At 45.3% G+C, this 18,383-nt stretch carries 30 protein-coding genes and 2 tRNA genes; all 32 read left to right on the top strand.

Annotated elements, in window-relative coordinates; translation table 11 throughout:
• Window positions 1-194: 194 nt before the first annotated feature.
• The 32 genes from B5G33_RS13440 to B5G33_RS13305 all read left to right on the top strand — a co-directional run bounded on the left by B5G33_RS13440 (window position 195) and on the right by B5G33_RS13305 (window position 18,382).
• Entirely contained in the window at window positions 195-542 is a 348-nt protein-coding gene (locus B5G33_RS13440; RefSeq protein WP_087418000.1) for a hypothetical protein, read from the top strand.
• Window positions 543-827, top strand: coding sequence for a hypothetical protein (locus B5G33_RS13435; protein ID WP_087417999.1), 285 nt, complete (start codon window positions 543-545; stop codon window positions 825-827).
• 9 nt (window positions 828-836) lie between these two features.
• Window positions 837-1,466: a hypothetical protein gene (locus B5G33_RS13430; RefSeq protein ID WP_087417998.1), complete on the top strand. Its 630-nt coding sequence runs from the start codon at window positions 837-839 to the stop codon at window positions 1,464-1,466.
• A complete protein-coding gene (locus B5G33_RS13425; protein ID WP_087417997.1) occupies window positions 1,459-2,961 on the top strand; it encodes a hypothetical protein in 1,503 nt (500 codons plus the stop codon). The genes B5G33_RS13430 and B5G33_RS13425 overlap by 8 nt, the downstream gene beginning before the upstream one ends.
• Window positions 2,962-2,963: 2 nt before the next feature.
• Window positions 2,964-3,086, top strand: a complete 123-nt coding sequence (locus B5G33_RS22230; RefSeq protein ID WP_275532815.1) for a hypothetical protein — start codon at window positions 2,964-2,966, stop codon at window positions 3,084-3,086.
• Window positions 3,087-3,120: 34 nt separating this feature from the next.
• Window positions 3,121-3,426 carry a hypothetical protein gene (locus tag B5G33_RS13420; RefSeq protein WP_087417996.1) on the top strand — a complete coding sequence of 102 codons (306 nt, stop codon included), beginning with the start codon at window positions 3,121-3,123 and terminating at the stop codon, window positions 3,424-3,426.
• Between the two features lie 10 nt (window positions 3,427-3,436).
• Window positions 3,437-3,628, top strand: a complete 192-nt coding sequence (locus tag B5G33_RS13415) for a hypothetical protein (RefSeq protein WP_087417995.1) — start codon at window positions 3,437-3,439, stop codon at window positions 3,626-3,628.
• The gene (locus B5G33_RS21390; RefSeq protein ID WP_158229623.1) at window positions 3,625-3,792 is read left to right on the top strand and encodes a hypothetical protein; all 168 of its coding nucleotides are present in this window, start codon (window positions 3,625-3,627) and stop codon (window positions 3,790-3,792) included. Before B5G33_RS13415 ends, B5G33_RS21390 begins: the two co-directional genes overlap by 4 nt.
• A 33-nt stretch (window positions 3,793-3,825) precedes the next feature.
• Window positions 3,826-4,164, top strand: a complete 339-nt coding sequence (locus tag B5G33_RS13410) for a hypothetical protein (RefSeq protein ID WP_087417994.1) — start codon at window positions 3,826-3,828, stop codon at window positions 4,162-4,164.
• 27 nt (window positions 4,165-4,191) lie between these two features.
• Complete coding sequence (locus tag B5G33_RS13405) at window positions 4,192-4,392, top strand: hypothetical protein (protein ID WP_087417993.1); 201 nt, start codon at window positions 4,192-4,194, stop codon at window positions 4,390-4,392.
• Complete coding sequence (locus B5G33_RS13400; RefSeq protein WP_087417992.1) at window positions 4,389-4,721, top strand: ImmA/IrrE family metallo-endopeptidase; 333 nt, start codon at window positions 4,389-4,391, stop codon at window positions 4,719-4,721. The genes B5G33_RS13405 and B5G33_RS13400 overlap by 4 nt, the downstream gene beginning before the upstream one ends.
• Before the next feature lie 83 nt (window positions 4,722-4,804).
• Complete coding sequence (locus B5G33_RS21385) at window positions 4,805-4,978, top strand: hypothetical protein (RefSeq protein ID WP_158229622.1); 174 nt, start codon at window positions 4,805-4,807, stop codon at window positions 4,976-4,978.
• 5 nt (window positions 4,979-4,983) lie between these two features.
• Entirely contained in the window at window positions 4,984-5,418 is a 435-nt protein-coding gene (locus tag B5G33_RS13395) for a hypothetical protein (protein WP_087417991.1), read from the top strand.
• A gap of 277 nt (window positions 5,419-5,695) precedes the next feature.
• Window positions 5,696-5,774: transfer RNA gene (locus B5G33_RS21380), tRNA-OTHER, on the top strand.
• Window positions 5,775-5,880: 106 nt separating this feature from the next.
• Window positions 5,881-6,237 (top strand): DUF6864 domain-containing function, encoded by a 357-nt coding sequence (locus B5G33_RS21375; protein WP_087417990.1) that lies wholly within the window; start codon window positions 5,881-5,883, stop codon window positions 6,235-6,237.
• 1 nt (window position 6,238) lies between these two features.
• A complete protein-coding gene (locus tag B5G33_RS13385) occupies window positions 6,239-6,568 on the top strand; it encodes a hypothetical protein (protein WP_087417989.1) in 330 nt (109 codons plus the stop codon).
• 52 nt (window positions 6,569-6,620) lie between these two features.
• A tRNA-Ile gene (locus tag B5G33_RS13380) sits at window positions 6,621-6,694 on the top strand.
• A 47-nt stretch (window positions 6,695-6,741) separates the two neighbouring features.
• The gene (locus B5G33_RS13375) at window positions 6,742-7,482 is read left to right on the top strand and encodes a DNA adenine methylase (RefSeq protein WP_087417988.1); all 741 of its coding nucleotides are present in this window, start codon (window positions 6,742-6,744) and stop codon (window positions 7,480-7,482) included.
• A gap of 383 nt (window positions 7,483-7,865) precedes the next feature.
• Window positions 7,866-8,048: a chemotaxis protein gene (locus tag B5G33_RS13370; protein WP_242974702.1), complete on the top strand. Its 183-nt coding sequence runs from the start codon at window positions 7,866-7,868 to the stop codon at window positions 8,046-8,048.
• A gap of 194 nt (window positions 8,049-8,242) precedes the next feature.
• The gene (locus tag B5G33_RS13365) at window positions 8,243-8,782 is read left to right on the top strand and encodes a DNA-packaging protein (RefSeq protein ID WP_087417986.1); all 540 of its coding nucleotides are present in this window, start codon (window positions 8,243-8,245) and stop codon (window positions 8,780-8,782) included.
• A 65-nt stretch (window positions 8,783-8,847) separates the two neighbouring features.
• A complete protein-coding gene (locus B5G33_RS13360) occupies window positions 8,848-10,638 on the top strand; it encodes a terminase gpA endonuclease subunit (protein WP_204247393.1) in 1,791 nt (596 codons plus the stop codon).
• A 9-nt stretch (window positions 10,639-10,647) separates the two neighbouring features.
• Window positions 10,648-10,875, top strand: coding sequence for a peptidylprolyl isomerase (locus B5G33_RS13355; RefSeq protein WP_087417984.1), 228 nt, complete (start codon window positions 10,648-10,650; stop codon window positions 10,873-10,875).
• Window positions 10,876-10,880: 5 nt separating this feature from the next.
• Window positions 10,881-12,473 (top strand): phage portal protein, encoded by a 1,593-nt coding sequence (locus B5G33_RS13350; protein ID WP_087417983.1) that lies wholly within the window; start codon window positions 10,881-10,883, stop codon window positions 12,471-12,473.
• Window positions 12,451-13,041, top strand: a complete 591-nt coding sequence (locus tag B5G33_RS13345; RefSeq protein ID WP_087417982.1) for an HK97 family phage prohead protease — start codon at window positions 12,451-12,453, stop codon at window positions 13,039-13,041. Before B5G33_RS13350 ends, B5G33_RS13345 begins: the two co-directional genes overlap by 23 nt.
• Complete coding sequence (locus tag B5G33_RS13340; RefSeq protein ID WP_087417981.1) at window positions 13,038-14,609, top strand: phage major capsid protein; 1,572 nt, start codon at window positions 13,038-13,040, stop codon at window positions 14,607-14,609. Before B5G33_RS13345 ends, B5G33_RS13340 begins: the two co-directional genes overlap by 4 nt.
• Window positions 14,610-14,626: 17 nt before the next feature.
• Window positions 14,627-14,974, top strand: a complete 348-nt coding sequence (locus tag B5G33_RS13335) for a DUF2190 family protein (RefSeq protein WP_087417980.1) — start codon at window positions 14,627-14,629, stop codon at window positions 14,972-14,974.
• Window positions 14,975-14,985: 11 nt separating this feature from the next.
• Window positions 14,986-15,264 (top strand): hypothetical protein, encoded by a 279-nt coding sequence (locus tag B5G33_RS13330; protein ID WP_087417979.1) that lies wholly within the window; start codon window positions 14,986-14,988, stop codon window positions 15,262-15,264.
• Complete coding sequence (locus B5G33_RS13325) at window positions 15,264-15,587, top strand: hypothetical protein (protein WP_087417978.1); 324 nt, start codon at window positions 15,264-15,266, stop codon at window positions 15,585-15,587. Before B5G33_RS13330 ends, B5G33_RS13325 begins: the two co-directional genes overlap by 1 nt.
• Complete coding sequence (locus tag B5G33_RS13320; protein ID WP_087417977.1) at window positions 15,584-16,153, top strand: hypothetical protein; 570 nt, start codon at window positions 15,584-15,586, stop codon at window positions 16,151-16,153. Before B5G33_RS13325 ends, B5G33_RS13320 begins: the two co-directional genes overlap by 4 nt.
• Before the next feature lie 11 nt (window positions 16,154-16,164).
• Window positions 16,165-16,641, top strand: coding sequence for a hypothetical protein (locus B5G33_RS13315; protein WP_087417976.1), 477 nt, complete (start codon window positions 16,165-16,167; stop codon window positions 16,639-16,641).
• Window positions 16,634-16,936 carry a hypothetical protein gene (locus B5G33_RS13310; protein ID WP_087417975.1) on the top strand — a complete coding sequence of 101 codons (303 nt, stop codon included), beginning with the start codon at window positions 16,634-16,636 and terminating at the stop codon, window positions 16,934-16,936. Before B5G33_RS13315 ends, B5G33_RS13310 begins: the two co-directional genes overlap by 8 nt.
• A gap of 3 nt (window positions 16,937-16,939) precedes the next feature.
• Window positions 16,940-18,382, top strand: a complete 1,443-nt coding sequence (locus B5G33_RS13305; RefSeq protein ID WP_087417974.1) for a phage tail sheath family protein — start codon at window positions 16,940-16,942, stop codon at window positions 18,380-18,382.
• The last annotated feature ends 1 nt before the right edge of the window (window position 18,383 follow it).

Here is an 18,383-nt window from a genome sequence, read left to right as displayed (position 1 = left end):
ATAAAACCCCCCAGGATAAAAGAAAGTGCGGGAAAATCCGTCAGAATCTTTTACCCTGGGGGTTCGTTTATTTTGCTGGATTTGGGATAAAAAAGGTTGGTAGAAAGCGCCGGATAACAAACAGACCCTGACGGCTTCATGAATATTCCGGAAGGAATAGATGAAGACCTGCCATTTAGCTAAAGGAGGCTGCCATGGAGAAACCAGAAAAATGGGAGACCTGCCTGAATGTCCTAAAACACGAACCAGACAGGTCTCTGCTCACCCATAAATGCCCAGGCTCCCACAAAAGAAAGGGAGAGCTGGTGCTGGATAAACAGAAGTGCGAAGGCTGTCTGCAGTGGAAAGGCTGGAAGGAAAAGACAGATAAGGAAGTTTTGAAAATAAAACTTATGGACTGCCGGTACTGCAGATACTCCAGCAAAGGAGAAAGCCAGAATAATGGAATGGCCTGTAATTATATTGGAATTACCGGACACCGCAGACCCTGCCTTCCTGGAAACTGCCGGGCAGCAGGGGTATTCCAAGGGAGGCGGAAATAAATGGGAATGAAAGTAGATACTGCAAAGACCAGAAGAGCTCTATACGGGATTACCATGGGAATGACAAATCAGGAGTTGATAGAGTATTCAGGTTACAGCATATATACAATCAGATCCATACGGAAAGACCCGGAGAAGTATAAAAAGGCGCTCCAGGAGCAGGCAAAGAAGGAAGACGAACAGCGGAGAAAAAGAGAGTATGTATCTACCTTCAAAGAAGAGTTTGCCTTGGAGTGGAAAGAAACCACAAATTGGATTAAAAAGTATGCCGGTTGGAAGAAATGAGGTGGAAGAATGTTTTTAAAAATAGGTATGTTTAAAGGACTGATCAAGTCTGCATGGAAAGGAAGCGGACTGATCGTTGGGAATGATGGAGACGGGATCTATCTGATGGGAAGCTATTGGTCTATATGGATGGCCAGATGGGGAATAACCAACAAGGCCAAGGCGGCTATCATAGAACTGACTGGAGGGCTGCCGTCAGAGGGAACAGCTTATAGAGCATGGAAGGATCAGGAAAACCAATATGAAATGACGGAACTATATGATCCGGAAATGTATCGGCCAGATGTTAGAAAACTCAAAATTGAATACAAAAAAACAGGGATCATCATGAATGATTTAAGAAAAGATTACATAGCCTTGCAGGATAAGAATAATTTCCGGTGTTTGATGGTAGACCGATTTATCGCAGACATGGTAGACCTCAAAAGCCGAGAAGAGGGCGAAGAAATTCCAGTAGGACCATTAGGGAGATATGACCACATTAAGGGAACTACAGAAATATTTTGGCAAAATGAAGTATGTACGCTAAAAGCAATGCCATGCATACCGATAGAAGAGACAAGAGATGCTTTTATACTGGAACAGATGGAAAGATATGATTTTTCGGAAAGAAAAAAGATAGGAGAAGAACATGGATAACGAGATCACAAACTACGACAATGCCAAAAATATCATACGCCGGGACCTGGAAAGCATGTCCAGAAAATTCATTACTATCGGGTATTATCTGAAAATGATCCGTGACAATGAGATGTACCGACAGGACGGATTCAAGGATATCTGGGAGTTTGCTCAGGATACCTATGGTATAAGCAAGTCTACCTGCAGCAGGTGGATGGCCATGAACGATAAGTTCAGCCAGGACGGAAACAGCCCTTACCTGAAAGAAGAATACCGGGATTTCGGAAAAAGCCAGCTCCAGGAAATGCTGTATCTGACAGATGAACAGATGGAGCAGGCCAGGCCGGACATGACTGCCAAGGAGATCCGGGAGATCAGGAAGCCGGAGGCCCCTAAAATAGAACTGAAGAAGCCTGATGAAACAGAAAGAAAGTATCTGAACGATGCTGCAAAACGCTTAATTTCTTCCTGGCATTTTTGGTTCCTCCAGGATTTTATGAACCGTGTTATGCAGGTAGATGAAAGCCCGAAAGAGATCAGGAAAAAACTTGCAGGAAAAAGCCGGTGTTATTACTTTTCAACCGATAAAGGAACCGGCCATATAAATCTTTTTGATGATTGCATCCAGGTATGGGACGAAGAAAATAGTTGCATTGGGGATTTCGATTGGTTCTATTTGGCAGCAGCAATCCAGTCTATGTGGAATATAGTTGCCATGGAAAAGGCTCAGGAAAACCAGAAAGAAAGTATTGTGCCAGTGCAGCAGGAGCCTAAAGAGCAGATACAGGGACAGATGGAAATACAGGATTACCCGGAGATCCTTCCGAAAGAACATATTGCCTCAGACAGCAGAGAGCAGCAGGAAATCGTTGCGATGGCGCAACAGGAGGAATCCGATCAGGAACTATTTATGAATCCTCCGGAAATCTGCGAGAAAACTGTAGAAACCATTAATCCTGCCGATCCGGAAGAACGATATGAGGAACTGTCCGATGAAACAGACATGGAACTTCTCCGGAATCTTCTGGAAGAGGCGAAGAGACTATTAAAGATCATGAATGAAGCTTATACGGAAAAAGATATCCGTGTCCGTAAGCAGAAACTGATGATCGGCGCCTATGCCGGAATGATTGCTGATCTTGATCAAGAGGATATCCCGGAAGCTATCCAGCCAGAACTTCCGCTTTTTAAAAACAATGATCAGCGAAAAGAATGGCTAAGGAATCACCAGGCATGGGGGCTTTGGTACGAAGATAAGAATATTGGCGCCAGGTATTACAAATACGATTTTGACAACGGCGCCCGGCTGATTGCAGAAGAATACACTAGGCCGGCCACTGACTGGTATGAAGAACATACTATTTCTTACCTTCACCTGGTGGGAGGACCAGAGCCGCCGAAAGACAAAAGCGGCTGCGTCCCAAAATGGAACAGGCATGAAATCTATGATAAGTTCCCAAGCAACGAAACTGAATTGGTAGAATTCCTGAAATACATACAAAAGGAGAGATAGATATGCTGACGATCAATACAAAGACCAAACGATTTACTTTAAAAGGAGATGAAGAGCAGAGCGAACGGCTCTTCGGACTATTGGTAGCAGAACTGCTAAATTTGGCGGGGGGGGGGTATTCCTGAAACAAAGGAAAATTCAAAAACAAAAGAGTACCAGATGAAAGAAGAAAATACAGAACATACATATAAGGGATTTCTGTATATCCGTTGCCCAGAATGCGGAGAAGAGAAAGGACAGTGTTCTAAAAAAGGAATGCACAGTATCCATTGCGATAATTGCGGCTGCAATGAAGAGTTTACAGAACCGCTGATTCCCATGTATGTGAATTGTGAATGTGGAGGAAGGTACAAATATATGACAAACAAAAAAGAGGAAATGTTTGATATACCTTGCCTGAGCTGTGGAGCTCCAGTCCCGATCAGATACAACAGGAAAAAGAATATCTACGAGACCATTAAGTAAAGGAGCAGGAATGGATAAAAGAAAATTGACTCCTGGCCGGAAATACCTACATCACCGGAAGATTGTTATTAATGGGCGCCAGCTAGAAGCGGAGCGCTGGATCCGGTGCCTGGAGGTTACGGGCGCCGGAGCTGTTTTTCGGCACGAATATGAAATATTCGAACTGACAGATCAGGAAATTAAGGAGGAGCTAAAAGAATGAATTGTATAGACTGTGATGCACACAGGGAAGACCTGCAGACTGGAGACCATTACTGCAGGGAACTGAAAGCATTGGTATCGCCTGGGGACGTGAAATGCCCCAGGCAGCAGGAAGAGAACAGATTTAGAGAGCATATCATAGGCAGGTTTACTAGAAAAGATTGATCAAACAAGCATTTAGTGAAAGGGATGATGATTATGACGGAAAATGAAGCGATTGAAAGAATTAAGAAAGAATCATGCTATTCAGAGAATTGTCATGATGGATGCTTATATGGAGAAGAAAACTGCGCATATAGCAAGGCAATCTCCGCTCTCGAAGAAATTCAGCAGTACCGGGAAATCGGAACCGTAGAAGAGTGCCGTGAAGCCAGGGAAAAGCAGATACCGAAGAAATGTATTGAGGATTCCTGCCCTGACCATACGCATTACAAATGTCCTTCATGTGGGAAAATCCAGAAAACAAAATATGACGATTCGACATTTGGGTGCATATTAAATAATTGTTCAAATTGCGGGCAGGCATTATATGATTAAAGTGGCATTTGGAGGAAACGAAGTAATATGAGCGAAATCAAAAAGATAAAATGCAGAGTATGCGGAAACGAAATTGAATTAAAAAAAGAAAACAGATATACAGGAATTGAACAGAACATGATAGGACCAGATTGTTTAAGAGATTGCTACGATTGTCCTGTATGTGGATGCCAAAGTGTAGTCAACAACCGATTAAAGACTTATGAAGAGGGAGGGGATGAAGAATGATTTTTGAGAACTCACCTTTTGAACTGATTAACAAAGCGTTTAAAACACTATATCCAGAAAAAGAATACAGAGCTTGCATTGAGCCGGATATCACAGATGATCAGGGAGAAAAAGCATATGGGATCACAATTTTTTATGCAGATGAGACTCCTATAGTTGCAATAAGTGCAGAACTGGCCATAAAAGACGCTGCAGAAGTGTTTGCTCATGAGCTGGCACATGTGGCAGCAGGAGAGGGAGCCGGGCATGGAAAAGAATGGGAAGAGGCCTTTGAGAATATATCCAAGGAGTACCAGAGAATAGGCGAGGAGATATTTGGAAGAAGGTGACATAAGTGGAAAACAGGTGTGTCTTCTGCGGATCCATAATCCCAGAAGGAAGACAAGTTTGCAGAAGTTGTGAGGTAAAAGCTATGAACAAAGAAGGATACCCAGATCCAACAGCAGAAAGAGCCGTACATAATGCCAGCAGGATGCCAAAACATATCCGGAGCATCTACAAAATGCTCAATGCGGCAGCAGGAGTCTCCGGCCTGGAGATTATAGGCTTACGGGATAAAGAGACGGGAAGAGAATACAGGAGGTGATCCCTTTGAAAAAGAGACTGCGAGACATGACCTGGGAGGATTATGGGATCTCAAAGAATCGGTATAAAGAATTAAAGGCATTCTGCCTTCAATATGACGAGAAAAAATCAAAGATAAAATATGGGCTTTCAGCGACGCAGTATGACGGACAGCCTAAGGGACATAGTGTTGGAAGCCAGGTGGAAAACCAGGCTATAGATAACGATATCTATAAAAGAGATTGCGCTATGATCGAAGAAGCTGCCATCAGGGCAAATCCAGAAATATGGAGATACATAGTAAAATCTGTAACTCTGGGGCTCCCGTATGAGTTCATAGAATTTGATGAGGAGCAGGGCAAGATCCCGATGTGTCGGAGAGATTTTTATGGCGTAAGAAAAAAATTCTATGCAATTTTAAATGAATTGAAATTGGACCACAAATTGACCGACATTCCGTGATATTATGATATCAGGTTAAGTTGAATAAATAAGACGTAACCATATTTCAGCAACAAGGTCCATAGACCTGTTGCTGTATCGGGCCAAGGCAGTGGCCCGTAGGCCGCAAAGATTGCGGGTACCTAAAAGACCGCCCGCCCCTTCTCAAATTTTTAAGCCAACGTACTGCGCCGGCAGATGGCAGTCTACTTCATGGTTATGTTACTGCCTTATCAAAAGCAGGACAGAAGTCCTGGAAACCATCACACAATCGGCATTACGGCGCATGTGGATTGTATGGAATATAGCTCACTGGATGAGAGCGTGTGCTTCCATGGTTCAGGCACAAGGGCCGGGTTCGATCCCCGGTGTTCCGATTCTCCGAAAGGAGATACCCTCCAATACATTTTTTTGAAACACCCTGTAGAAATATGGGGTGTTTTGTTATATGATAGAAAAAAATGTAATTGGAGGAACCAGGTAATGGAAATTTATTCTGGAAATTATAAAGTAATTGATTCAGGTAGCGTAATTACGTTTGACTCAAATTCGGGGATTGACATGGTCTTAAAGATAGGAATTGCATTTTCTGTCAAATTAAAGTTCAGTTTCGAAGAAAATGGAGGAGAAAGAAGCTTTGATAAAATAGTTGATGAGAAAAGCAATACCATCTCCATTAGGTGCGTAAACTTCGAAGCAGGAGCGGGAACCGTTGAGCCGATACGCATTGCCACAGTTGGCGGTAAATCTGTATATCTTCATTTTTGGGTTGAAAAATTGTCCGCAAATAATTATATCAGAAAATTAGAATATGCAGCATTTATAGAGAGTAGGTGCTGATATGCAGGATACTTTAGATAAAACTCCTTTACCAGAAGATACATTGGCTTCATTGGCAAAACCAGAAATAATCACAGGTTTAAGTGAATCTAACCAAAAAGCAATAATAGACAGTATCGCAAACAGTAAAGACAAGGATGGTGGATGGATGGGGAAATTTTTCGGGAATAAAAAGGAAAATGCGGCTATGAATATAGCTTTTACAGTATGCATATTACTGTCCTTGGTAGGGATTATATGTATGGTATTAGGGCATGATTATTGGAATGTGATATTGCCGGCAATTACATCAGCAGTAGGCTATATGTTTGGGGTTGGTGCGAAAAAATAGAAATATTTTTTATGTTTATAAAAGGCATTCTGAGATTTCGGAGTGCCTTTTTGGATCTTTAGCTCAGTTGGTTAGAGCAACCGGCTCATAACCGGTATGTCCTGGGTTCAAATCCCAGAGGGCCCATTTACCCGACAAGGCTTTTCTAAAAAAATAGAAAGGCAGTGGTGAATATGAATAGTTTTATAAGTTGGATTGGCGGCAAAAAGCTGCTGAGAAAGAAAATCCTGGAGCAGTTCCCTGAAGATTACGACAGATACATAGAAGTATTTGGCGGAGCAGGCTGGGTTCTATTCGGAAAAGAGAAGAAAGGAATGGAAGTATATAATGACATAAACAGTGATTTAGTAAATCTATATAGATGCGTGAAATTCCATCCGGAGACTTTACAAAAGGAGCTGGATGGTATTTTGATGTCCAGAGAACTCTTCTTTGATTTTATACAAAACGCAAGAGGGCTGACGGACATTCAAAGAGCAGCCCGATTTTTCGTAGCAATAAAGGAGAGCTACGGATCTGGACTGGATTCTTTTGGGGTTAAGCCAAAGAATATGAAAAAGGCAGTAGACTTTTTAAGTTTGGCTTCAGAAAGACTATCCACAGTAGTGATTGAAAACCTGGACTTCGAGCATCTGATCAGGACATATGATAGGCCAGGAGCTTTATTCTACCTGGATCCACCTTACTATGAAACAGAGAAATATTATCCGGATAGATTTCAACCAGAGGATCACACAAGACTGAAAAAGACATTGGATGAGGTGAAAGGGAAATGGATTCTTTCATACAATGAGTGCCCGGAAATCCGAAATCTATATGACGGATATACAGTGATCAGTGTAGAAAGGCCTCATAATCTGGCTACGAAAAGTGATAGCAAAAAATACAAAGAAATAATTATTAAAAATTTTTAGCAATTAAATAGTGCTCATCTGTTGACATATCGTACACCATATGATATTATATATACATAAGGAGGTGAGATAACAGGTGAGCAAAAAGAAACAAAAGAAAAAGCCCGATATCGACTACAAAAGCTGGCTACTTCAAGCGATAACGGACTTAATCATTGGAATCATCTTACTGATTCTGGATAAGCTAATTAATTAAGCTCATCAAAGGGGAAGGGCGAAAGCCCTTCTCTGAATAAACTATAACATGAAAGCTCATCTGTGTAAAGAATGCTGTGGAAATTAGGGATATTCTTTATTGCTATCGGGGTGGTTAAATTGGTATATTATTTCATTGCGAAAGCGAGGGATAAGAGATGCCGCTAGGAAGCCCGAAGCCACAGACCGTGGCAACAAGAAAGTATGAAGCAAAGGCAGGATGGATGTCGAAGTCATACAAGCTTAAGAAGGAAACAGTCGAAGCTTTTGCAAAAGCTTGCGATGAAGCTGGCGTGAGCCAGGCAGGAAAGTTGACAGAGATGATGAATGCTTTTGTGAATGAAGTAAAAGAAGCAAAAAAAGAAAAATGATAAGCAAGGAAGAGACCAAAAGGGACAACCGAAAGGATGTCCCTTTTTTGTATGAAAAATTGCACAAAAACGTTAGGTACTACTTGTGCAATTTTTTTCATGCGGGTCGGGGAAGGTCCGGCTTTTCCCTCTGTAGAAAATAAAAATTAAGGGTACTTCCTTCCTGTTTTGGGGAGAAGAAAAGAGGCACGAGGATGGATGTAAATCAAAAAGAGCTTGCCGCAATTCTGGGGATATCGGACAGGAGAGTTCGGCAGCTAAAAAACGAGTTTGGGCTGTTTTCACGGAATACAGCAGATGGGAAAAAGACAAAAAACTATTGCCTGGAGAAATGCGTTCCGGAGTATATAAATTATAAACTGGAAGCGGAAGTGCAGCAGGGTACAAACTACAATAAAGAGAAGGAACAGGCTGAACATGAACAGATCAAGAAAAAAATATCAATTCTGAAGCTCAGACGGCTGAAAAGGGAATTGCATGAAGCAGATGATGTAGAAGAGTTCCTGACAGATATGCTCGTGAGCTTTAAAAACAGGCTTCTAGCAATTCCACACAAAGTAGCGCCGTTAGTCGTAGGGGAAGACGATATAAACATAATTCTTGATATTCTGGAAAAAGAAGTGTTCCAGACACTGGAAGCTCTTTCGGAATATGATCCATTAAAAATCGACAAAGACAAGACATCACAGTTATTAGAAGGTGTAGAGGACGAAGATGAGGATGAAAACGAATAAAGGAGAAATCTATTTTGCCGACGGGTGAGAGACAGCGTTCACGTCAAAGAACACGGACCCTCTTTATGAACGTGATCAGACGGACACTGAAAACACCGGAAAAACTGACGGTAAGTCAGTGGGCCGAAAAATATAGGATCTTAGATGAATCCAGCAATTTTTCCGGAAGATGGTCAAATGATGTGACACCTTATCTGGTTGGAATCATGGATGCTTTCAATGATCCGTATGTGCAGGAAATTAATTTCTGCAAACCTACCCAGGTTGGTGGAACAGAAGCAATGCTGAATATGCTGGGATGGATCATAATGAGCAATCCGTCTCCGACTATGATCGTATATCCAAGCGATGATCTGGCAAAGGACACCTCTAATGACAGATTGAAACCGTCATTAACCAAAACGCCGGAGATCAATGAACGCTTTTATCCGAACTCTTCAAAAGAATTAAACCTGAAATTCCGAGGTATGAAGATTTATTTAAGAGGATCCGGATCCCCGGGAAAACTTGCTTCAAAAGCAATAAAGTATCTGTTTTTTGATGAGATTGACAAGATGGACGGAGCGTCGAAAAAAGAGGCGTCTCCGTATAATCTGGCCAAGGAGAGGACCAGGACATTTACATACAGCAAGAAGATCTACACTTGCAGTACACCGACATTAAAGACAAATTATGTATGGCAAATCCATGAGGAAGCTGATGAACAAAGACAGTATTTCGTTCCTTGCCCCCATTGCGGGGAGTACATTACATTCGCCTTTAAACAGATAAAATTTCCGTCAGAAGAGGGAATGTCCAATGAGGAAAGGGCAGAGCAGGCAGTATATGTATGCCAGGAATGCGGATGTCTGATTACAGATAAAGACAAGATTAAAATGCTGAGAAGAGGAGAATGGAGAGACACAAAGAAAACCTGTGAAGGAAAGCCACGCAAGGTTTCTTTTTGGCTAAATGCCCTGTATTCAAGATTTCTGACATGGAAAGAAATCGCCATGGAATTTTTGGATTCAAAAGAAGACCCGGAAAAACTTCAAAACTTTGTAAACTCCTGGCTGGCAGAACCATGGGAAGACACGAGGCTTCGAACAAATGCGGATCTGGTGTTGGAACATCAGACGCAGACAAAAGAATTTGTTGTGCCAGACTGGGCAAAAATGCTTACAGCGGGCGTGGATGTCCAGGAAAATTGTCTATACTGGACGATCCGGGCATGGGGAGATTTCCTTACGAGCCAGAATATCTCTCATGGGCAGGCGTTTTCATTCACGGAGCTGGAGCGGATCATGAACCTGGAATACCGGACAGAAGACGGATCACCTATGGTTATATCCCTGGCGCTGATCGACTCCGGATACAATGCAGATTCAGTATACGACTTTTGCGTGGAGAATTCAGAGTGGGCACTTCCAAGCAAGGGATCCTCAAACCCCATGCTTTCGCACTATAAGATGTCCACCATCAATAAAGCAGGAAGCAAGGCATACGGAATGAATTTGGTTTTGATTGATACCGGAAAATATAAGGACATGATTGCGGGACGTATGCGAAAACCAAGTGGAAGCGGATCATGGATGGTTTATGCCGGATGTGACCGGGAATATGCCGAGCAGGTAACTTCGGAGCATAAGGTCAATGTCCGGACAAACAATGGAAAAGTGAAGCAGGTATGGGTTCAGAAGACAACTCATGCCGATAACCATTATCTTGACTGCGAGGTGTACGCCATGGCGGCAGCGGACCTGATGGGTGTACGGTCACTATACCTGACTGAGATAGAGGAAAAGCCTAAGGAAAAAGAAGAGCCATACACGCCGGAGGAAAGTTGGATCCGGCAGAATGAAGGAAACTGGTTATAAGGAGGAAGCATGGAAACAGGAAATTTTACAGCAGCAGAGCTGTTGACGGAGGTAAATAAAGCAATTTATGCCGTTCTTGTCGGAGGACAGTCTTATAAAATTGGTTCTCGGCAGCTTACCAGGGCGGACCTGAACCTGCTCTATAACATGAAAAACGACCTTATGGCCCAGGTGACGGCACAGGAAGACTCCAGGCTTATGGATGATACATATGTCGCTGTTTTTGAAGGGAGGTGAATGATGTGAACTGGTTAGATGGGATCATCGGCTTTTTCTCTCCGGAGTGGGGCGCACGCCGGGAAGCGTGGAGGAGATGCCTGGATGAGCAGCGGCATTATGATGCCGGGGATTACAGCCGGGGGAATGCCAACTGGCGTGTCCTGAACCAATCAGCAGAATTTACGGACCGATATAGCAGGGATAATGTCCGGGCAAGGGCAAGGGATCTTGAGCGCAATTCAGATATGATGAACTCCGTGATTGGGGCATACACCCGGAACGTCATCGGAGGGGGATACACCCTACAGGCAAAGACAGGCAGCGATGCCATGAATGATCTTATCGAAGCTGCGTGGAAAAAGTGGTGCAAAAAGAGGAACTGCGATGTAACAGGAACACAGTCCTTCATGCAGATCATGCGGATGTGTGTGAAACGGAAAAAGGTGGATGGCGGCATCCTGATTGTAAAGCGGTATACCAGGGACGGCTACCTGCCTTTTAAACTGCAGACGTTTGAAGTGGATGAACTGGATAATGCCCAGATGTCGCCAAAGCACAAAGGAAACAAAGTGGTCGGCGGCATTGAGATGAACGAATACAACAAGCCTGTTGGGTACTGGATCCGGCAGTACAGCCTGGACGGCGTATCTGGATTAAACCCTATTTACTTGGACGCAAAGGACGTGATTTTCCTATATACGAAACATCGCCCTTCTCAGGTGCGGGAGATTTCTGACATGAGCCCAACGATTACTCGTATCCGGGACGCCAATGAATTTATGGTGGCGGTATCTGTAAAAGAGAGGATTGCAGCCTGCCTTTCTGTATTCATAAAGAAGACAATCCCTACCCAAGGAATCGGGCGGACAAATCAGCCTCAGGGGCCGCACCAGGCATATGAAGGAAAAACCATTGCTCCAGGTATGATCAAAGAGCTGAATGCGGGGGACGAGATACAGGTAGTAAATCCCACCGGGCAGGCCACGGACGCTGCAAGCTACATTGAACTGCAACAGCGGCTCGTGGCAGCGGGGCAGGGAATCAGCTATGAAGCTACCAGCCGGGATATGTCTAAGAGCAATTATTCGTCCACCAGGCAGGGAATCATTGAGGACGATATGACTTATGCAGAAGAAAAAGAACTTCTTCTGGAGGTTATGGATGAGATTTACGAAACCTTTATTATATCCCTCTGGCTCGCAGGAGAAATTGAAGCAGCGGACTTCTGGGAGAATAAAGACAAATACTTTGAGCATTCCTGGATCATTGCGCCTAAAAAATGGATTGATCCACAGAAGGAAGCCAATGCAAATAAGATTGCTCTGAATACAGGACAAAAGACATTCAAACAGATTGCCGCTGAACAGGGGCGTGACTGGAAGGAGCATATAGATGAAATGGCGGAAGTGTTGGAATACGCTAAGGAAAAAGGAATTGATTTGGGAGGTGTGATATTTGGCCAGACGAAAGCAGAACTCTATGAGGACGAAGAAGATAAAAAAACAGAGCTTTCTGACCAGGGCGAGGGAACAGCCACAGGAGAAGAAGGGGAAGAATCAGGAGAAGAGACCGGATCAGAGACAGGCGAAAGCGATGACGAGGGAACTCGCAGCTAATTCCATACGGGCAATGGAAGGTGAAGGGAATGAACGAAAGTTCATTCTTTCTTTTTCCTCAGAAGAACCATATGAGAGATGGTGGGGAACAGAAATTCTTGATCATTCAGATGGATCAGTAGACCTTACACGGTTAAATGAAATCGGGGTGCTGCTCTTTAATCATGACCGAAACCGTGTCATAGGAAAAGTAAACCGGGCATGGATTGAAAATATGCGTGGAATGGCAGAGGTTGAATTCGACAGTGATGAAGATGCAGACCTTATCTATCAGAAAGTCAAAAACGGAACACTAAAAACAACGTCCGTGGGCTATCAGATAGATTCATGGGAGGAAGTAATGCCTAATAAACAGTCTGCAGACGGCAGGTTTACAGGACCGGCAGACATCGCAAGGAAGTGGACACCTTATGAAATATCTATTGTGAGTGTGCCTGCGGATCCTACGGTAGGTGTCGGAAGAAATCTGGAAGAGAACGAGCCGGAGACGCAGGGCCGCACTCTTGACTGGTATGAACGGCAACTTCAGATAAATCAAAACATTATTCAAGGAGGTAATCAGAAATGAACAAAAAGCAGCAGAGACAGCAGAAAATGTTCCGGCAGCAGGAAATTGTCAATGCCGCAAAGACTGCGGGAAGAGATCTGACCGCAGAGGAACAGGCAGAATTTGACAGCCTGCAGAGGGAGATCGAAACCTTAAACGGAGAGATCGAAGCAGAGGAACAGGTGCAGAGAAACGCAAACCCGGTCAATGTACCGCCATCAGCACAGCAGACGCCTACGGACCCGGCAGCGGATACCCAGAGGGCAGTTGCAGAGGAAAGGCAGCGGATTCGTGATATCACAGGGATTTGCAGGGATTTCGGGCTGGAGGCAGACGCCTACATCCAGGACGGAAGCACTGTGGACGCTGTAAGGGCAGCGGCGCTGGAACATATCCGTCAGCATGGTGCACCAGTCCCGGCAAGGGGAAACGTAAACCTGATCGAAAGCGAGGAAGATAAGTTCCGGGCAGCGGCAGCAGACGCACTCGTGATGAGGAGCGGAATGATACTGGATCACCCGGCAGAGGGTGCCCGTCAGATGATGGGCATGACGCTCCGTGACCTGGCAATCGAGTGCCTGGCTTCGGAAGGGCAGACCGGGCTGAACAGAAGAACTTCTGACGAACTGTATGGCATGCTCCAGAGACAGTTCTACAATCCGACAGCGGCGTTCCCAGCGATCCTCGACAATGCCATTAATAAAGCATATGTGGAAGGCCACAAGACCGTAGCAGTCACTTTTGATCAGTGGACAAAGAAAGGAAGCCTGAAGGACTTCAAGACTCATGATAACAACTATATCGCTGGACCGGTAGGAGAATTCCTGGAAGTGCCAGAAGGCGGGGAACTGAAGCATGATGTATTCGGAGATGAAAAGCTGCCGACCAGAAAACTGAAGACTTATGGCCGCCAGTTTACCCTGACCCGTCAGGCGTTCATCAACGATGATATCGACCTGGTAACAAGGATCCCAGCCAAGTATGCTGCCAGTGCAAGAAAGACTATCAATAAACAGTGCTATCAGATCCTGGTAAGTAATCCGGCAATCTATGACGGAACGGCCCTGTTCAGCAGTGCACACATGAATTTGCTGGCGAAGGGAACAGGAATTACCAAGGAAGCTGTACAGGGAATGATCCTGGCATTGCAGAACCAGAAAGATCAGTTTGGAGAAGCCATCATCATCCGTCCGGCGATCATCATCGTACCAAGCGGATACATGTTTGATATGTACACCCTGTTCTTCTCCCCGACCATCAACACTGAGGGCAACACCCAGGCTGTTAATCCGTTGTATCGCTATAAGGACAGCATTCAGGTGGTAGAAGACCCGACCATCAACGCACTCTGCGGTGGTTTCGGAAATGTAATGCCGTGGTGGCTGCTTGGAGCAAAGGACGATACGGATTTCATCGAAGTGGATTACCTGAACGGCCAGGAGATCCCGAACATCCGCAGGATGGAGACACCGGGAACCCTCGGATTTGTGTGGGATATTTACCTCGACTGGGGCATCAGTGTCATGGACTACCGTGGAGCCATCAAGAACCCCGGCGTAGAAGTAAAGAACCCCATTAACCTGGCATAAGGAAGGAGGAGACAAAGATGAGCAAAGCATCATACTGGCAGAGAGGGGAATCTCTCGACTATAAAAATGCAACGGAAACAATCATCAAAGCCAATACCGTAGTAAAGCTGGCAGAGCGGATCGGGATCGCCGGAACGGATATCCTGCCCGGAGCCGTGGGCGACCTCCACATGAGCGGAGTTTTTGAGTTTGAAAAAACAAGTACCAATGCTATCCCGATGGGAACATCTGTATATTTTGATGGAACAGGAATCACAGAAGCGGCGAATGACGGCGAGGAAGAGCCGGCAGCGTACACTCCGGCGGGCTTTGCCGCAGCGGATGCAGCGGCAGAGGATGAGAAAATCCTCGTGAAAATCGGTTAGGAGTGACAGAAATGGAACTGATAGCAGTATATCCTATCCTTTACCGTTCCAGGCAGTACTGGCCGGGACAGAGACTTCCGGCGGATGATGCCGGGATGGTTCAGGCATGGATCGATGCCGGAACCGCCGCATGGGTTGATCCGAATGCCCAGAAGCTGCCAAAGGCGAAGCCTGCGGCAGCGGAGGCAGGATTGGCTGGGGAATCCCCAAACGGGGAGACCGATGAGAACCTGGTCGGAAAAGTTCCAAAGACACCCGTCAGAAGCACTGGACGGAGGAAAAAGGCGTAATGGGATTTAAAGATATTGTGAAGGCGGACGTCCATAATATTTTCCTGAACCTGGAAGAATTTGCAGACACCCATATAGTCAACGGGAACGAGATGCCTGTTCTGATCGACAATAACGAGCAGATTGAGAGGGAAAAGCGCATCAACCAGAACACGGACGGGATTTACACGAACCAGAGGTTGATCTATGTGGCAGCATCGGATTTTGGACCGCTGCCGAAGCAGGGAAGCCTGCTTACGTTGGACAAGCGGATTTTTAGGGTAGAGGATGCTATAGATGAGGATGGAGTCTATTCCATAACACTGGAGGCGAATAGAGCATGAGCAGTTTTTATATCGAGGTTGATAAAAACGACCTGAAATATGTGCAAAAAAAATTCCGGGATGCTCCCCAAAATGCAACCAGAGTTCTCAGAAATGCAATCAACCAGACCGCTACCGTTGCGAACAGGAAGATCAGGAGCGGGAGATCGGCGGGCTACACAATTAAAGCAGGAGCATTCAATGGCGAGATCAAAATACAGAGGGCAACCCTGGGGCACCTGGATGCAACAATTAAATCCCAGGGGCGTCCGAGAACCATACAGCAGTTCAAGATTAGCAAGCCGAAATCTGGCGTGAGGGCAGACATTACAAAAAGCGGATTAAAGAGACTGGTAAATTCGGCTGGAGCCGCAGCGTTTGTAGCGCCAGGCGGAACTGCCGGTGGATTGATTGTTCAGAGAGAGACGAAAGCAAGATATCCGCTAAAGGTTCTCCACTCAAACTCGGTACCCAAAATGGTAGAAAAAATCTATCAGGGAGAACGTGGAGGTCAGGGAGACCTTCAACCATTCATTGAGAAGACCTTACATGACAAGGTCCAGGAGCAGGTAAAGAAAATTTTGTAGCAGGAGGAACCATGACACCATTAATGCTTTATGACGACCTTGTTGCAGAGGTCAAAAACATCCTGAAAGATGTGGTAACAAAGAACACTGCGGGAGAGAGCGTGGTCGGCGTAAAAGGATACAAATACCGCCTCCCGCTTGTAACAGCCGATGATGAGGACGAGTCCCAGTTCTTCCCATATTTTATCATCCGACTTTCGGAAGGAAAGACAGAGGATGATGACAGCCCGTGGCTGGTCACGGCAGACATTCTCCTGGGTGTTTGCGAGAATGATAAAGACGTGCCAGGGCATGAACACATCATGGTCATGATCCAGCGGATCACGGACCGGTTCGCAGCAGAGCCACTCCTGAACCATAAATTCCGGGCGGAACAGAACATGGAATGGGCTGTTCAAGATGAGGACACCTATCCGTTTTATTTTGGAGGGGTAGAAATAAAATTCAGAGTGCCAAAGATAGGAAGGAGGATACCAGAATATGACTAACGAAAAAGAAGAGGCAGCCGTACCCAAGGAAGTAAATCCAAAGGCAAAGAAAATCGTAAAAAAGGAACCCGTCATGTATGTCGGCCCCACAGTCAACGGGATCGGAATACAGAACAGAGTCTATACGGAAATACCAAAAGAAACGCAGGTACTGTTCCAGGAAGTTCCGGAACTTAAGAACCTGTTCATTCCAGTGCGGCAGTATCCGGCAGCCTGTCGGATGATCCGTGAGCGAAAAGGATATATCTACAGCGCATTTGTGAGAGCGCTGGATTTCAAGAATGGAGGAAAATAACAGATGAAACATGGAGTTTATATCTTAGAGGAAGGGACAGCCCTTACCGCCCCCATTACCGGAAATTCTTCTATCCAGGTGGTCATCGGTACAGCACCGGTCCATATGGTCGAAGACCCGGCGATGGTCGTGAATGTTCCGATTCTGGCAAACTCAGCGGCAGAAGCGATGGCTGCACTTGGATACGTGGATGACTTTGAAAATTTCACGCTTTGCCAGACTATGTATGCAACCAACAACCTTTTTCAGGTTTCCCCGGTTGTTTATATCAATGTGCTTGATCCGTCAAAACACAATAAAGCAATGACTACAGATAGCGTAGAAGTAGAATTGCTACAGGCAAGGATAGAAGAAAAAGGCGTTATCCCGTCTATGCTGACCCTGCAGAACGGGGATCAGACGCTTGCTGCAGGAACGGACTACACCACAGAATTTGACGCAGACGGATCGCTTCTGATCAACCTGATCAGCGGCGGAAAAGGACAGGGCGCTCAAACACTGACTGTTTCCGGAAAGGTTGTAGATCCGAGCAAAGTGACAAAAACTGACATCATTGGAAGCTATAACATAGAAAATGGCAAGGAAACAGGAATGGAATTGATCCGACAAGTCTATCCGAAGCTGGGAGTAGTTCCGGGATTACTACTTGCGCCTGGTTGGTCCCAGGAGCCGGAAGTCGGTATTGCACTTGCGGCCAAGGCGGCGAACATCAACGGAGTATTTAAAGCAATGGCAATCATTGATCTGGATACTGCCACGGCTACTAAATATACGGACGTAAAAGAAGTTAAGGAAAACAGCGGATTCACATCAGAATTTTGTTATCCATTGTGGCTTTCCTTCAGGGTAGGGGACTATATCTTTGCAGGAAGCGCTGTAGCGGCTGCCTTGATCGCATATACGGACGCAAATAATGACGATGTGCCGAGCATTTCCCCATCTAACAAATTGCTGGGCGTAACAGGCACCTGCCTTGCGGATGGGACAGAGGTCAATCTGGATCAGGATCAGGCAAACGTGGTAAATAGCTATGGCGTGGCGACTGCCATGAATATGAACGGCTGGAAACTCTGGGGGAACTACACCGGGGCCTATCCGTCCAGCCAGGATCCAAAAGATATCTGGTTCCCAGTGCGCCGTATGTTTAACTGGCAGGGGAATAATTTCATCTTGTCCTACTTCGACAAGGTGGACGATCCTATGAACCAGATCCTGATTGAGAGCGTGGTGGATTCGGAAAATATCCGCTGTGCTGCATATGCACCAGATAAATGGGCAGGCGCAACCATTCAGTATTTGAAGAGCGACAATCCGGATGCAGATATCCTGGCGGGAAAGATGACTTTCCGGCAGAGTATTGCACCATATACCCCGGCACAGGAGATTAATAATGTTCTGTCCTACGACACAGAATTGCTTGCAAGTACATTAACAGGAGGTGAGTAAG

Source organism: Blautia sp. An81 (assembly GCF_002161285.1).
Lineage (GTDB): Bacteria > Bacillota > Clostridia > Lachnospirales > Lachnospiraceae > Blautia > Blautia ornithocaccae.
This window is presented reverse-complemented; position numbering and strand designations above follow the sequence as displayed.

What these genes read in the sequence shown, in the direction of transcription:
- B5G33_RS13430 (WP_087417998.1), top strand. Translation starts at nt 837, where the DNA reads ATGTTTTTAAAAATAGGTATGTTTAAAGGACTGATCAAGTCTGCATGG.
- B5G33_RS13315 (WP_087417976.1), top strand. Translation starts at nt 16,165, where the DNA reads ATGACACCATTAATGCTTTATGACGACCTTGTTGCAGAGGTCAAAAAC.
- B5G33_RS13420 (WP_087417996.1), top strand. Translation starts at nt 3,121, where the DNA reads ATGAAAGAAGAAAATACAGAACATACATATAAGGGATTTCTGTATATC.
- B5G33_RS21375 (WP_087417990.1), top strand. Translation starts at nt 5,881, where the DNA reads ATGGAAATTTATTCTGGAAATTATAAAGTAATTGATTCAGGTAGCGTA.
- B5G33_RS13360 (WP_204247393.1), top strand. Translation starts at nt 8,848, where the DNA reads ATGAACGTGATCAGACGGACACTGAAAACACCGGAAAAACTGACGGTA.
- B5G33_RS13400 (WP_087417992.1), top strand. Translation starts at nt 4,389, where the DNA reads ATGATTTTTGAGAACTCACCTTTTGAACTGATTAACAAAGCGTTTAAA.
- B5G33_RS13305 (WP_087417974.1), top strand. Translation starts at nt 16,940, where the DNA reads ATGAAACATGGAGTTTATATCTTAGAGGAAGGGACAGCCCTTACCGCC.
- B5G33_RS13355 (WP_087417984.1), top strand. Translation starts at nt 10,648, where the DNA reads ATGGAAACAGGAAATTTTACAGCAGCAGAGCTGTTGACGGAGGTAAAT.
- B5G33_RS13405 (WP_087417993.1), top strand. Translation starts at nt 4,192, where the DNA reads ATGAGCGAAATCAAAAAGATAAAATGCAGAGTATGCGGAAACGAAATT.
- B5G33_RS13345 (WP_087417982.1), top strand. Translation starts at nt 12,451, where the DNA reads ATGACGAGGGAACTCGCAGCTAATTCCATACGGGCAATGGAAGGTGAA.
- B5G33_RS13425 (WP_087417997.1), top strand. Translation starts at nt 1,459, where the DNA reads ATGGATAACGAGATCACAAACTACGACAATGCCAAAAATATCATACGC.
- B5G33_RS22230 (WP_275532815.1), top strand. Translation starts at nt 2,964, where the DNA reads ATGCTGACGATCAATACAAAGACCAAACGATTTACTTTAAAAGGAGAT.
- B5G33_RS13435 (WP_087417999.1), top strand. Translation starts at nt 543, where the DNA reads ATGGGAATGAAAGTAGATACTGCAAAGACCAGAAGAGCTCTATACGGG.
- B5G33_RS13320 (WP_087417977.1), top strand. Translation starts at nt 15,584, where the DNA reads ATGAGCAGTTTTTATATCGAGGTTGATAAAAACGACCTGAAATATGTG.
- B5G33_RS21385 (WP_158229622.1), top strand. Translation starts at nt 4,805, where the DNA reads ATGAACAAAGAAGGATACCCAGATCCAACAGCAGAAAGAGCCGTACAT.
- B5G33_RS13415 (WP_087417995.1), top strand. Translation starts at nt 3,437, where the DNA reads ATGGATAAAAGAAAATTGACTCCTGGCCGGAAATACCTACATCACCGG.
- B5G33_RS13330 (WP_087417979.1), top strand. Translation starts at nt 14,986, where the DNA reads ATGGAACTGATAGCAGTATATCCTATCCTTTACCGTTCCAGGCAGTAC.
- B5G33_RS13375 (WP_087417988.1), top strand. Translation starts at nt 6,742, where the DNA reads ATGAATAGTTTTATAAGTTGGATTGGCGGCAAAAAGCTGCTGAGAAAG.
- B5G33_RS13385 (WP_087417989.1), top strand. Translation starts at nt 6,239, where the DNA reads ATGCAGGATACTTTAGATAAAACTCCTTTACCAGAAGATACATTGGCT.
- B5G33_RS13410 (WP_087417994.1), top strand. Translation starts at nt 3,826, where the DNA reads ATGACGGAAAATGAAGCGATTGAAAGAATTAAGAAAGAATCATGCTAT.
- B5G33_RS13340 (WP_087417981.1), top strand. Translation starts at nt 13,038, where the DNA reads ATGAACAAAAAGCAGCAGAGACAGCAGAAAATGTTCCGGCAGCAGGAA.
- B5G33_RS13335 (WP_087417980.1), top strand. Translation starts at nt 14,627, where the DNA reads ATGAGCAAAGCATCATACTGGCAGAGAGGGGAATCTCTCGACTATAAA.
- B5G33_RS13440 (WP_087418000.1), top strand. Translation starts at nt 195, where the DNA reads ATGGAGAAACCAGAAAAATGGGAGACCTGCCTGAATGTCCTAAAACAC.
- B5G33_RS13325 (WP_087417978.1), top strand. Translation starts at nt 15,264, where the DNA reads ATGGGATTTAAAGATATTGTGAAGGCGGACGTCCATAATATTTTCCTG.
- B5G33_RS21390 (WP_158229623.1), top strand. Translation starts at nt 3,625, where the DNA reads ATGAATTGTATAGACTGTGATGCACACAGGGAAGACCTGCAGACTGGA.
- B5G33_RS13310 (WP_087417975.1), top strand. Translation starts at nt 16,634, where the DNA reads ATGACTAACGAAAAAGAAGAGGCAGCCGTACCCAAGGAAGTAAATCCA.
- B5G33_RS13365 (WP_087417986.1), top strand. Translation starts at nt 8,243, where the DNA reads ATGGATGTAAATCAAAAAGAGCTTGCCGCAATTCTGGGGATATCGGAC.